This is a genomic window from Sinorhizobium alkalisoli, assembly GCF_008932245.1.
Classification (GTDB): Bacteria; Pseudomonadota; Alphaproteobacteria; order Rhizobiales; family Rhizobiaceae; genus Sinorhizobium; species Sinorhizobium alkalisoli.
The window spans coordinates 1,924,098-1,937,145 of sequence record NZ_CP034909.1 but is presented as its reverse complement, the minus strand read 5'-3'; the positions used below and the strand labels follow the sequence as shown (position 1 = coordinate 1,937,145).

At 61.1% G+C, this 13,048-nt stretch carries 13 protein-coding genes; 4 read left to right on the top strand and 9 right to left on the bottom strand.

The window, feature by feature from the left end; translation table 11 throughout:
* Positions 1-131: 131 nt before the first annotated feature.
* Positions 132-1,541: an adenylate/guanylate cyclase domain-containing protein gene (locus EKH55_RS09475; RefSeq protein WP_069458230.1), complete on the bottom strand. Its 1,410-nt coding sequence runs from the start codon at positions 1,539-1,541 to the stop codon at positions 132-134.
* A 49-nt stretch (positions 1,542-1,590) separates the two neighbouring features.
* Positions 1,591-2,394: a potassium channel family protein gene (locus EKH55_RS09470; RefSeq protein ID WP_151611397.1), complete on the bottom strand. Its 804-nt coding sequence runs from the start codon at positions 2,392-2,394 to the stop codon at positions 1,591-1,593.
* Between the two features lie 224 nt (positions 2,395-2,618).
* On the opposite strand from EKH55_RS09470, the gene EKH55_RS09465 reads away from it, so the two are divergent.
* Positions 2,619-3,452, top strand: coding sequence for a response regulator (locus EKH55_RS09465; protein ID WP_069458232.1), 834 nt, complete (start codon positions 2,619-2,621; stop codon positions 3,450-3,452).
* A 332-nt stretch (positions 3,453-3,784) separates the two neighbouring features.
* Positions 3,785-5,116: a diguanylate cyclase gene (locus EKH55_RS09460; RefSeq protein ID WP_151611396.1), complete on the top strand. Its 1,332-nt coding sequence runs from the start codon at positions 3,785-3,787 to the stop codon at positions 5,114-5,116.
* Positions 5,117-5,325: 209 nt separating this feature from the next.
* Here EKH55_RS09460 and EKH55_RS09455 read toward each other — a convergent pair whose 3' ends face one another.
* The 4 genes from EKH55_RS09455 to EKH55_RS09440 all read right to left on the bottom strand — a co-directional run bounded on the left by EKH55_RS09455 (position 5,326) and on the right by EKH55_RS09440 (position 8,611).
* Positions 5,326-6,333 carry a GlxA family transcriptional regulator gene (locus EKH55_RS09455; protein WP_106407832.1) on the bottom strand — a complete coding sequence of 336 codons (1,008 nt, stop codon included), beginning with the start codon at positions 6,331-6,333 and terminating at the stop codon, positions 5,326-5,328.
* Between the two features lie 512 nt (positions 6,334-6,845).
* Entirely contained in the window at positions 6,846-7,688 is an 843-nt protein-coding gene (locus EKH55_RS09450; protein ID WP_069458235.1) for a Hint domain-containing protein, read from the bottom strand.
* A 271-nt stretch (positions 7,689-7,959) separates the two neighbouring features.
* Positions 7,960-8,157 carry a hypothetical protein gene (locus EKH55_RS09445; protein ID WP_069458236.1) on the bottom strand — a complete coding sequence of 66 codons (198 nt, stop codon included), beginning with the start codon at positions 8,155-8,157 and terminating at the stop codon, positions 7,960-7,962.
* 67 nt (positions 8,158-8,224) lie between these two features.
* A complete protein-coding gene (locus EKH55_RS09440; RefSeq protein WP_069458237.1) occupies positions 8,225-8,611 on the bottom strand; it encodes a hypothetical protein in 387 nt (128 codons plus the stop codon).
* 133 nt (positions 8,612-8,744) lie between these two features.
* On the opposite strand from EKH55_RS09440, the gene EKH55_RS09435 reads away from it, so the two are divergent.
* Positions 8,745-9,635 carry a LysR substrate-binding domain-containing protein gene (locus tag EKH55_RS09435; protein ID WP_069458238.1) on the top strand — a complete coding sequence of 297 codons (891 nt, stop codon included), beginning with the start codon at positions 8,745-8,747 and terminating at the stop codon, positions 9,633-9,635.
* 160 nt (positions 9,636-9,795) lie between these two features.
* Positions 9,796-10,251 (top strand): pyridoxamine 5'-phosphate oxidase family protein, encoded by a 456-nt coding sequence (locus EKH55_RS09430; protein WP_069458239.1) that lies wholly within the window; start codon positions 9,796-9,798, stop codon positions 10,249-10,251.
* Positions 10,252-10,417: 166 nt separating this feature from the next.
* Here the strand turns inward: EKH55_RS09430 and EKH55_RS09425 are convergent, their stop codons facing one another.
* From EKH55_RS09425 to EKH55_RS09415, 3 genes are read right to left on the bottom strand one after another with little or no spacing between them, the layout of a single operon-like run.
* Positions 10,418-11,674, bottom strand: coding sequence for a glycerate kinase type-2 family protein (locus EKH55_RS09425; protein ID WP_069458240.1), 1,257 nt, complete (start codon positions 11,672-11,674; stop codon positions 10,418-10,420).
* A 21-nt stretch (positions 11,675-11,695) separates the two neighbouring features.
* Positions 11,696-11,986, bottom strand: coding sequence for a muconolactone Delta-isomerase family protein (locus EKH55_RS09420; protein WP_069458241.1), 291 nt, complete (start codon positions 11,984-11,986; stop codon positions 11,696-11,698).
* On the bottom strand, positions 11,971-13,026 hold the full coding sequence (locus EKH55_RS09415; protein ID WP_246231714.1) for a LacI family DNA-binding transcriptional regulator: 1,056 nt from the start codon (positions 13,024-13,026) through the stop codon (positions 11,971-11,973). Before EKH55_RS09415 ends, EKH55_RS09420 begins: the two co-directional genes overlap by 16 nt.
* Positions 13,027-13,048: the final 22 nt, after the last annotated feature.

Here is a 13,048-nt window from a genome sequence, read left to right as displayed (position 1 = left end):
CGCCTTTCATCCAGGACGTTCGGTGGCGGACAATGCCGACAAGGGAGAAACGATTTTACTTCCCAGGTCGAATAATTGGGTGGTGGGTTGCAGGTTGGAACAATCAGCTACAGCGCCGCGCCTTTGCCGCCTTAGGGAATAGCAAAAATGCTGATTTCGTTGGCGATGCCGCGCAGCGCGACGTTATGCGCCATCGGGCTCAGGCCCCGGTCTGAAAGCAGGGTCGCGGCGCGCGGGTCCTCGAGCACGGAGCCGGTGGCGAAGATCTCGCGCGAGGTGGCAAGATGCTGGACGCGTGAGGCGATGTTCACGGTCTGGCCGAAATAGTCCTGCCGCTCATTCAAGCTGACTGCAATGCAGGGCCCTTCGTGGATGCCGATCTTCAGCAGCAGGTCCTCGCTGCCGCGCTCGTCGTTGAGTTCGCGCATCGCGTCGCGCATGCGCATCGCCGCGGCGACCGCGCGGTCCGGCGTCGGGAAGGTCGCCATCACCGCGTCGCCGATCGTCTTGACGACGGCGCCGGCCTCGGCCGCGACGATTTCGTTCAGGACCCGGAAATGTGCCCGCACCAGGTCGAAGGCCGCAAGATCGCCGACGCGCTCGTAGAGTTCGGTCGAGCCGCGAAGGTCGGTAAAGAGGAAGGTGAGGCTGGTGATCTTCAACCGCTGGTCCACGTCGAGCGTGTCGGTGCGATAGATGTCGCGGAACGTCTGGTTGGACAGGAGCCGTTTTGCGGTCAGGAACGGTCGTCGGCTGCCAAGCAGGGCGTGCAGCGCTTCATCGGCTATGCAGACCGACGGCAGGGTGCGCACTTCTGCGTGGTTCTCGAGCTGAATGCGGATCGGACCCGGTTGCAGCTTCAGCGTTTCGGCATGGCGGTGGGAACGGTCGAAGACGAGCGACAGGTTCCGGCGCTCCCGCGTCGGTTCGCCGCTCACGTCAAGAAACTGAGCCGCATGCGTCACCGGCTCGAACACGATGACGAACTTCGACGGAAGCTGCAGCGAGATCACCGCCTTCTCGCCCGGTGGAAGTTCGAGCGCCTCGATCAGGAATTCGTCGACCTTTTCCTCATAGTCCTCCTCCGGCAGGTCGACGCCGGAGCCCCAGTACATCTGGCGGAAGAATTCGATCGCGGGCAATTCGTGCGGGTTATGGGCCTCGATATGGCGCACCCGCGGGCTTACCGTGAAAGTGACCTCGACCATTTCGTCTAGCGTCGGCTCGTAACCCGCAGCACAAAGTGCGCAGGTATATTCGGTGCTCTGCACCGTCCTCAGCGTCGTATTGGCGTCGAGAACTCCGCCGCAGCCGGGGCAGAGCACATTCCAGGAAAGCTCGAAGATGCCAAGCCGCGAGGCCTGCAGGAAGCCCGCGATCGTCTCCTCCTCATCGAGACCTGCGGCGGCTGCAAAGGCGAGCGCGTTGATGCGGCAGAGCTTGCGGTCCGGCGCATCCCGCACAAGCCGCTCGAAGGCTTCGACGACGTGCGGCCTTACCGACTGGCGCAGAACTTCGAATAGAGACTGAGCTTCTCCCATGGCGGCATACTATATCGAAAACGGCGCGCGGTCAGGGGATTTTGATTGCTCAATCGCCTTCGTCCGGAATGTTGAGGAGCTGACCGCAGGCCTTGCAATGGACCGCATCCGCCTCGTGTCGCTGCAATCCGCATTTCGGGCAAGGGAAATTCACCTTGAATGGACGGACGATCACCTGAGCAAGTCTGACGAAAAGCGATATGCCGACGATCATCGTCACCACGGATGTCAGCTTGCCGAGCGTGCCGGGAAGCGTGATATCGCCGAAGCCGGTGGTGGTAATCGTGGCAACGGTGAAATAAAGGGCGTCGACGAATCCTTCTCCGGCCTCGCGTCCATAGAAGAAGGTCGTGTAGACGAACCCCGTCACCATAAACAGAAAGACCAGGAAATTCAGAGAGGCCCGGATAACATCGTGCAAATGCGCCCAGCCGAGACGGCGCAGTATTTCGCAGAGCAGCGGACTGTTCCCGATAGCCCAGAGGCGCATGGCTCGCAGGAATGCGAAATTGAAAAGGACGTCCGGAAACAACAGTGTCCCGAGGATGACCAGGTCGATCCACGTCATGGACCTTTTGATAAAGTTCCGCAGTGACGACGCCGCGACCGCGCGTGCGAGCAATTCGCCGCCGATCCAGGCGGCGATCGTGTAGTCGATGATCAGATAGATGGGGCCGGCCCGCAGGTAGGGACCCAGGAGGAAGAAGGCCAGTATGCTGAGATCGATGAAAGCCAGCAGCGCCTGCCAGCGCAGTGCCCCCTGATCGCGCCCGCGTTCAATGCGCCGGATCGCCACTGACAGCGATTGCAGGTTCGATGAGACGGACCATGGCCGATGATCAATCCTGTCCATGACCGGGAGATAGGCGTCCCGGTTTGGTGGTCAAGCGGCTGCCGAACAAGGGCGGCGGACCTGCTGCCCGCCAGCAGATCGAGATTGCGATTTGATATTGTGCCTCAGGACCGGCGTTGGCCGCGATCCGCTACCATGCCCGGTTGTCGTCCTCTCATTAACAGCCTCTAAAGCCTTTTGCCCCTAGCATGCCTTCGGGGAACACTCTTTCTTGAAGGCGATCAATGTCATTCTTCGGCGTTTCCGGAATGTATTATTCCGGCGAATCCCTGGGCGAGCACCGCATCGTGCTTGCCGAGGACTCCAATCTTTTCTCGTCCATGGTCTCGAAGCGGCTGAAGGAACTGTTCGATATCGACGTGATCGTCTGTCGTGACCTCGAGGAGCTGCAGTTCGCCGTCGAGAACGCATCCTTTCCGCCGGCGCTTGCCATCTCCAATATCAACCTTCCGGGCGCGGAAAACGGCGAGGCGCTCAACTATCTGATCGAGATGAGCGTGCCGACGATCGTCTTCACCGGCTCGTTCCAGGAGAGTACCCGCGAGGCGATCCTGGCAAAGGATATCGTCGACTACGTCATCAAGGACAGTGTCTTTGCCGTCGACATGCTGGCGGAATCGGTCTGTCGGTTCCTGACCAATCAGAAGCACCACGTGCTGATCGTCGACGACAGCCCGACAGCGCGTGCGCTGCTCACGACGCAGTTGAAACGTTACAATTTCCGCACGAGCGCCGCCGAAAACGGTGCGGTCGCGCTCGGGATCCTGAAGAACAATCCGGATATCGCCCTCGTCATCACCGATTACAACATGCCGGACATCGACGGATTCGAACTGACGCGCCGCATCCGGGCCGCCCGCGGGCCACACCAGTTGCGCATCATCGGCGTTTCCTCGTCCACCAATCGGCTGCTTTCCGCACGCTTCCTCAAAGCCGGGGGTAATGATTTCGTCGTTCGCCCCTTCGTTAATGAGGAGTTCTATTGTCGCGTCAACCAGAACCTCGACACGTTGACGAAGATCAGGACGCTGAACGAGAAGGCGAAGATTTCCGCCTGAACCCTCTCCGAAACGTCTGCTTGCAGTGGAATTTCATGGCTTTTGGTTGATCCATTAACGGAATTGCAACCGAAGGGTTCTTCAATTGCGGAAGAGAATTGGAATACCCGGTCGGTGCCGTCTGTCGAAGCACGGCTTCTGCGAGCGGCGCCGACCGGCGCACTTGCATATCCGGAGCTCATTCAGAGCCACGGCTTGACGGCCACCTGCTTCCTTCCCGTTCGACGGGAAGGAAGCAGGTGGCCGTCAAGCCGGATGAACGGTAAAGATTTGCCGGAGGGCGATGCGCGCGCTCGCGTTCGTCACCAGCAGGGGTGGAGGGTGCAGGAATCGTGAGATTGCGCCGCGCGTCGAGACGGGCGACTTATGTGCAGAAGCACCGCGACAAGCGACTGCTGCTCATCGAGGATTCGCGGATGTTCGCCACCGCCCTGAAATACGGGCTGGAGCTAACGCACGGCATCAACATCACCCATTGCGCCTCGTTAAACACTGCCAGGGCGGAAATGGCGGCCGCCGGGGATTCGCCCTTCGCGCTCTCCGTCCTCGATCTAAACCTGCCGGATGCGCCGAATTGCCAGGCGCTTGACTTCGTTCTCGAAAACCGGGTGCCCGCCATCGTCTTCACTGCGGCGTTCAATGACGACACCCGCGATGAGGTCCTGGCAAGGGGCGTCATAGATTGCATCATCAAGAACGAGCCTGGATCGATCGACCGCCTGCTCACGTCTGTCGACAGGGCATTGACGAACGGCCGGATCACCGTGCTGCTCGTCGACCCCAGCAAGGACTCGCGCACCGAACTGACCGGCATCCTGCGCAGACAGCGGCTGTCGGTGATCGAGGCGTCCGAGGCGTCCGAGGCGATGCAGGTCCTGGATCAGGGCGAGGCCATCGACGTCATTGTCATCGATGCGGAAAGCGCCGACATGGAGCCGGCGGCCTTGCTCGAAGAGCTTCGTAGGCGCCAGGGGGAGGACAGCGTGCCGGTGATCGGCCTGTGCGAACACGGCGACGCACGCTCAGCGGCGCGCTTCATCGAGGCGGGTGGAGCAGACTTCATCCGCAAACCGTTTCTCGAGGCGGAGTTCTGTGGACGTGTGCGCCACGCCGCGACGCTGCAGCAGCGCATTCAGGGGCTGAGGCGCGCCGCGGCAAGCGATTATCTGACCGAGATATTCAATCGGCGCCATTTCTTCGTCACGGGCCCGCGTCTCGTCGATCAATGCCTGCGACGTGGCGAGGGAACGTCGATCGCCGTGCTCGATATCGACCACTTCAAGCGTCTGAACGATACCTATGGCCACGAGATCGGCGATGTGGTGCTGAAGCATGTAGCACGGCGGCTGAAGGCGCTGGTGGGCGAGGAGCATCTGCTTGCCCGCCTCGGCGGCGAGGAATTCGGCATCCTCTTCGACGGGCTGGACGTCCACCAGGCATTCGCCTTTTGCGAGCGGGTAAGGGTGGAACTGGCGAAGTCCAAGATCGTCGTCGACGACGACGACTTGACGATCACGGTCTCGATCGGACTGGCGACCGTAGAGGCGCCCGAATCCTTCGAGAACTATCTGCACGCTGCCGACCAGTTCCTTTACATGGCAAAGCATGCAGGGCGGAACCGCGTGATGTCGGAACTGACGCTGCTCGACGCGCTGGCCTCCTGAACGGATCGGCGGGACGCGCCGACGAACTCATCGTGAATCTGAATAAAATGCCGGCTGGCGCATCGGCCCCAAAACCGTACCCGCTTTCGGAAAGCTCGACGCGCCGATTGAAAGCGTTCGCCGTAAAGCGCGGCACCTTCAACCGGGTCCGGTCAGCGATCATAGCCTCGGTTCCCGGAGAGCCGGCACGAGGCGAGCGGATCGAGGCTCTACCGGGCGGCCATCTGCAGCGTCAGCTTGCGTTCGGCGCGCTCCTGCTGCGGCGATCGATTGTAGAGCTCGCGATAACATTTGGAGAAGTGCGAGGCGGAGACGAAGCCACAGGCGACGGCCACTTCGACGACCGGCATCGACGACTGGATCAAGAGGTGGCGGGCGCGGTCGAGGCGGATTTCTAGGTAGTAGCGGGCGGGAGAGCGTCCCATCTCCTGGCGGAACAGCCGCTCGATCTGGCGTCGGGAGAGGTCGGCGCTTTCGGCAATTTCCACCAGCGAGAGCGGCTCGGCGAGGTTGGCTTCCATCAGTTCGATAATCGAGAGCACCTTGGTGTTCTGCACGCCAAGCCGTGCGCGAAGCGGGAGCCGCTGGCGATCGTGCGGCCCGCGCACGCGGTCCGTCAGCGCCTGCTCGCAGACACGGTTGACGAGGTTCTCGCCGAAATCCTGATCGATCAGGTTCAGCATCATGTCGAGCGAGGCGGTGCCGCCGGCACAGGTATAAATATTGCTGTCGATCTCGTAGAGATCGGCAAAGACATCCGCCTGGGGAAAGCTTTCGGAAAAGCCGGGCAGGTTCTCCCAATGGATGGCGCATCGCTTGCCAGTGAGCAGGCCGGCAGAAGCCAGCACGTGGGCGCCGGTACAGAGGCTGCCGACGGCGATGCCGCGATTGTAGACTTCGCGCAGCCAGGCATTGACGGACTTGTTCTGAAACTCTTCGACATAGACGCCGGAGCAAACGAGGACCATCGAGGGGCGGCCCTCGCCGCCGAGCGCCTTGCGCTCTTCGGCCAGCGACGTGTTGACTTCAAGGGCGATGCCGGCGGAGGAAACGACCTTCTGGCCATCGGTCGAGGCCAGGCGCCAGCTATAGGCGTCGTAGCCGAGCATCCGATTGGCGATGCGCAGCGTTTCTATCGCCGCCGAAAAGGGCAGCATGGAGAAATTCGGTACCAGGAAGAATACGAGCGATCGCTTTTTGATCAGGGGCTTGTTCATGAGAATTCCCATCCTGGACGCGGTATCTATTCGTCGCTTTTAATATAACAGTCGGCTTGCCGATTTGCGACGTCGGCGAAGACAGGCGCGACTGGGAAAATTCGCGATCCGATATCGCAGCGACGAAGCTGCGCGCGCTGAATTGGGCAAATGTATGGAGAGCGACGCGATGCCGGCCGTCATGGCGCAATCTGGCAACCGCCGTCGAAGGGCGCCAAGGACGGGCAGTCGCGGTTCGGTTGTAGGCTTTGCTGATTGCGCCCCTGGAGCCGATGGCGGAGGAGTCGATATTTGAACAAGCAGCGCACGACGCTCCATCGAGCGCTACAGCGCCGCGCGTCTTTTCAGACGCGCAAAGGTCGCTGTAACTCTTTGAACTAGCGCATCGAGCTTTCCGAAAATCGGGTACGATTTTCGGGCCGATGCGCTATGCCGAAGGAGCGGCTGCATTTTCGCGAGGCGCGCGGGTATGGGCGAACTGCGGCGCCGCGTCAACGAGGCATCGACCAGGCTCAGCGGAGGAGCTTCTCGCCTCGTGCCGCGATGCGACTGCAGGCGTTCTCGAGCGGGGACATCGTTCGTGGGCCGCCCACCGCCAGATGTAGAAGCGCCTTCAGGTGTTCCCTGCCGCCATAGCCGACATAGGGCGCAAAAGGCGTCATGAAGGCGAAGCGATCGGCAGGATAGAGGCGCGCGAATTCGGCGAAATTGGTGAAGGTCTCATAGCTGGCCGTTTCGAGCAGGAAACTCTCGACTGGTGCGCCCTCCGCCAGAAGCACCTGATGGGAATCGAGCATGATGTGAAAGTATTCGAGCCTGTCCCAGTCGGTGGGCTGCACCCGCGTAATCGACGTGCCGTTGACCAGGTCTTGCGCCCGGACGAGCATCCCGTCGATCAGAAGCGCGTGGCGAGCACTGAGGTAGAGGTCGTTGCGAGGAGACTCATCGTTCAGTGCGTGGCGGGCGATGCGGATCGGCGCGACGTCCTTGCTCCAGGTCGGCGCCGTCCGCCGGTACAGGTGGCGACCGATCCATTTGATGGGCAAGGCCACGCCGTTTACGGTCTCGACAAGATCGCCGATGCGGAGTTCCTCGATCGGGACTTCGCCCTTTGGCGTCCTGATCGCGGTGCCGCGGAGCAGGCACATGGGATCGTTCTTGCCGCGGCCGTGCCCATGACCCCGACCGGGATGGTCGAGCTTCCACCATGCTCTGCCGCCTGCCTCGCTCTTCGAGGGAAGCGCCGCACCGACAAGCGAGCCCATCGCCACAACCCTGGCGGCGGCCGCCGCCGCGAAGCCAAGGAAATGGCGCCGCGCCTGGTTCACCCTTGCACGCCTCTCTCCTTCGGGCATCGCGCTTTCTCCCTATTTTTCGAACAGTTGCTCGGCTAGATTGTGGCAGATCGTGCGGGGGACGCTTAGTTCGACAATCGGCTATCCAGCTGCTCCCTTGAATGAAGGTGGCGATACCTCGCGAGGCGTAGATGCAGTACCATCGTGCCGGCGATCGGAGGCCAGCGGACTAGGCGGTCCACAATAAAGGAATGGCATCCCACCCGGTGGAATGCCATTCAGGGGATCGCTACGTGGTCAATGCCGGGAGGTTGGCATTCGGCGGCGCTGTTCATTGTTCCGTTTTATGAGCCACGTCGTCGACGGCAGGGAAGCCGATGTCCTTCAGCGTATCGTAGGAGAGGTTTTCCAGTGCGCGCTCATTGCGGTGCCGCTTCCAGGCGGCCCATGCGCGTGCACGCAGGTTGAACAGACCGGGCAGCGCCGAAAGGCTCTGGCTCGACGACGACGAATGCTGGTTCATAGACATTGCTGGTATCCTTCTGAGCTTTTCAAAAGGTCGCGACCATGATGGCTGTATGACGCAACCCAATTTATCAATCAAACGAATATGTTTGATGTTTTCCATCAAACAACGTGATTGGTTGCCGCTCCACGAGAATGGTTCTAGCCGACGGCATCGCTATTTTCTGTTCCGCATGGAACAGGTCATTTCGGGCCCATGCCGGCAGTTTCGCCAATTGCCGGCAGGTTTCCACCCGATTCCTGTCGATCTTGGCGGCGCGCCTTTCGGCGGCGATCCGTTCGATGACGAGTTGCGCCCGAGACAGCATGAGCAGCAGGAAATCGTCGTCTCCGCGGGGCCTCGGCGCGGCGCCTCCGACGCGAGGGGACCCGCTCGCCAGCGCGCGTGCGGAGGCGACACCAATTGCGTGCCGCGCGGAGATTGCGGCATTGTCGATTGCCAGCGTCAGAGCGGCCATGCCTTTTTCCTTTCGTTGCGTTGCCGGCGGCACTTCCGCCTGCCTTGCTGCTTGACTATCGCGCCGCGGTCATGTTCAATCAAACGAAATAGAGTAAAGTTATCTATCAGATTTTCTGAATAAGGATGCCGCCATGAACGTGATGCTGCGTCACGCGCTTCCACTGCTCGAGATGGATGTGCTCAAGACCTTTGTCGCCATCGCCGAGACGGGCAATTTCACCACGGCTGCGGAGGCCGTCTATCGCACGCCGTCGGCGGTTTCGATGCAGATCAAGAAGCTAGAGGAAACTCTGGGCTGTACGCTTTTCCTGCGCGACGCGCGCTCGGTGTCGCTGACGCCGAAGGGCGAACTCCTGCTCGGCTTCGCCCGGCGCTTGCTCTCGCTCAACAACGAGACGGTGTCGCGCTTTCTCATGCCCGACATGAACGGCGTGGTGCGGGTCGGTGCACCGGAGGACGTCGGCGAGCGGATCCTGCCGGACGTGCTGAAACGCTTTGCCGAGAGTTACCCGAATGTGACGGTCGACGTTTCGATCGGCATGAGCAATGCCATGCGCAAACGCGTCGACGAGCACCGGCTGGATCTTGCGATATACAACAGTCTTACCGACGACGCGGCCAGGGACGGCGAAACCCTGATGCAGGAGAAGCTGGTTTGGGCCGGCGCCAAGTGCGGCAACGCGCATCTGCGCGATCCGCTGCCGGTCTCGATGTGGGAGGACGGTTGCGTGTGGCGAGCCGATGCCGTCGAGAAGCTTTCGCGGGCCGGGCGCAAATTCCGCGTTGCATTCCTGAGCGCCTACACGACCGGGCAGCGGGCGGCGGTGCTTGCCGGCTTGGCGATTGCGCCACTGCCGCGCTATCTGGTGCAGGGCCAGATGATTCCACTCGGCGAGCAGGACGGTTTGCCGGATCTCGGCCACTACAATATCGGCATGAAGGTGATCGAGGATGCGCCGGCACCGGTGCTGGCGGTCGCGGAGCATGTGCGCGCCGCATTTGCAGAACTGCAGATGCTATAGGGAGGGCAGGGCGTCTTGTCCAGCCAATCGACGGTTATGGGGCGGCCTGAGCGCAATCCATGCCGCCGACACGGAAAGTCCATTGACGCGCATCAATGCCGATTCGACGCGGCTTCCGTAGCATGGGAGCCTGAATGTCACGCGGCCAGGGAGACGCCAGGTGGACAATGCGATCAGAAAGAAGATCCTGAGCTTGTTGGATCAACACCGGATCATGACGATCGCCACGCTGAGGCCAGACGGCTGGCCGCAGGCGACAACGGTCGGTTATGTCAACGAGGGCCTTACACTTTACTTCCTCTGCGGTCTGGACAGCCAAAAGGCGACCAATCTGGCGCAAGATGACCGGGTGTCGCTGACGATCGACCATGATACATCGGACTTGATGGCGATCACGGGGCTGTCCATGGCAGCGCGCGCGCAAGCGGTGGTCGATCGGACCGAAGCGGAAAAGGTCTTGCGCATGTTGCCGCTGAAGTATCCCGAGCAGGTCTCGCTGCCGGTGCCGATGCCGACCCCGCAGGACGTCCGCATATTCCGCATAACGCCGACGGTCATCTCCGTGCTCGACTACTCGAAGGGCTTCGGACATGCGGACCTTGTCACGGACCTGTAAAGCCCGTCTTGCGCCGGCATAGCTGTCACCGATAGATAGCCAGTCTTCTTGCCCAATTGGTGGCGAACCTGGTACCGGAAACGGAATACCGCTCTCGACCCAGAGCGGTCGGCGTCATCCCACCAGGAATGGCCCGGTTCGGCCCTAAGCGTTCATCGAGGCCCATCTATTGTATAAGGATCGCCCGGAAGTCGTTGACGTTCGTTCCGGTTGGCCCGGGGACAAAAAGTGACCCGGCAGCATCGAACGCGCTCCAGGCATCATTGCCTTCAAGCATTGATCGCGCGGTCTTGCCCAAGCTCGTCATTACACCGACTGATCTGCCGTCCGCGAAGGCCCCCGCATTGTCCTCGCTCCCATCGATGCCATCGGTATCGGCCGCCAATGCGGTGATTCCATCCAACCCCTCGATCGCGATGGCGAACGCCAGAAGAAACTCTGTGTTGCGGCCCCCTTTGCCCTTGCCACGAAGCGTGACCGTTGTCTCGCCACCAGATAGAATAACAACGGGCTTTCGAAAGGGTCGGTTTCGCATTGCGATCTCGCGCGCAATCGAAGCATGGACGCCGCCCACAAGGCTTGCCTCGCCTTCGATCGAGTCCGAGAGAATGGCAGCTTCGACGCCGTGATTCCGCGCAAACTCGGCTGCAGCTTCCAAGGATTTGCCAGCCGAGGCGATAACGTGCGTCAGGTTGCGACTGAACCTTTCGTCGCCGGGAGACGGTGGCACCGGGGCATGCTCCAGATGCTTTCGCATATTGGCGGGTAGCTCGATTCTATATCTTGCGATCGCGTCGATAGCGTCTTGGCGTGCAGTAGAATCAGCTATCGTCGGACCCGAGGACACCAATGATGCGATGTCGCCGGGAATGTCGGAGACGACAAGCGACACCACGGTCGCCGGGTAGGCCGCGAGAGCCAAACGTCCGCCTTTGATCTTCGAAAACTGCTTGCGGATCGAGTTCATGGCGGCGATCGGCGCGCCAGACCTCAAGAGTTCCCTGTTTAGCGCGATCTCGTCCTCAAGCGTGAGGCCGTCGGCAGGCGCGGGTAGAAGCGCTGAGCCGCCTCCACAAATCAGACTGATCACCAAGTCATCGGCGGAGAGGTCGGCGACGCGCTCGAAGAGCCTCATTGACGCGCGCAGGCCCGCCTCGTCCGGCACGGGATGAGAAGCTTCCAGAACCTCGATCCGTTCGCACGGCACGGCGTACCCATATCGAGTCACAACGGTCCCTTCGATGAGACCGTCCCACGCCTTTTCGAGCGCCCGAGCGAGTTGGGCTACCCCTTTGCCCGCGCCAACGACAATCGTGCGCCCTTTTGGCCGCTGGGGAAGGTGGGCATTGATCGCATGTTCGGCGTCAGCCGCCTGCACCGCAGCGTTGAACAACGACACCAGGAACTCTCTGGGATTTTCCATTTCACCCTTCACGATGTGCGTTTAGACGGTTTGGAGAGCGAAGCCCACGTAGGGCTTCAGCGGGATGATGTCGAACTCGATCATTCCAGCCTCGGCCAACGGCAGGGTGGAGAGGTGGGAGCGAGCCTCGTCAAGACTGGCCGCCTCGACGATCTGGCAAGCGCCCGGCTGGTCGCAGCGATGCCATATCTGTCGGGTGAATCCGATGCTGTAGAGGTATCTCGCACGGGCCCCTTCCAAGGGAACGATCGGCTCGAAGTCCGCGTCGCTGAACTTTTCGATCAGCCGCCGGGAGATCACGAGAAACTGCATCGCTGCGCCTCAATCGGCTTGCGAGGAGCCGTGCTTGCTCTCACGACTAGCTTCAACGATAGCTCGCGCTGCCGCATGTGTTGGCGTTGCAGAGGCGTCGCGAGAAGGTATTCGGCGGCGATCGTCCCCATGTCTCTGGCCGGAACCTCGATCGTCGTCAGTTCGGGGTGGGTGAGTTCCGCGATCTCGAGATTGTCGAACCCGAACACCGACACGTCTTCTGGAACCCGGATGCCTTCGGCGTGGCAATATTTGATAGCGCCGGCCGCGATGATGTCGCTGCCGCAAAAAACGGCCGAAGGCGGATTCGGTCCGGTCATCAGCTTCCGCATCGAGTCGCGCCCGCCCTCGATCTTGTAAGCTGACTCGGTGACCGTGATGTTGTCGTTGGCCAGCCCCTGTCGTTTCAATTCGCCAAGAAACCCGTCGCGTCTCGCCGAGGCGCGATCGTTGTTCTCGGTTATGCCCGCGATCATGCCGAGCTGGGTGTGGCCGAGATCGACCAGATAACGCGCCGCCATAGCTCCGGCCTTGACATTGTCGAAGCCGATCGCAGCGCCGATATCGGTTGCCAGCGACGTATAGGTGAACACGTATGCGATGTTTCTCTGTTCCAGCATCGCCAGAGTCTCCGGGCGATGCACCGAGCCGACGAGGACGACGGACTCCACGCCGCGCTCGACGAGAAGCTTGGCCTGCTCGAATTCGATGTCGATGTCATACATGGAGGTGTTGATGATGACCGAGACGTCCTTCTCCGACAGTCGCGCCTGAAGGCTGTTGACCATCGTCGCATAGATGGCGTGGTCGAGCGTCGGGATGATGGCTCCGACCGTCCGGGTCTTCGTGGAGCGCAAAGCTCGCGCGGAGCCGTTCGGCACGTAGCCCAACTGGGCGGCGGCCTTGACGACGCGGTCGCGGACTTTGACATCGACTTTGGGGTTGTTGTTGAGCACCCGTGAAACGGTAGCCGGAGAGCAGCCTGCCAGCCGTGCGACATCGACCAGCTTAGTGTCCGTACGATCGTTATCCAAGACCACCAAAAGCCTCCCGTGAAAGTCC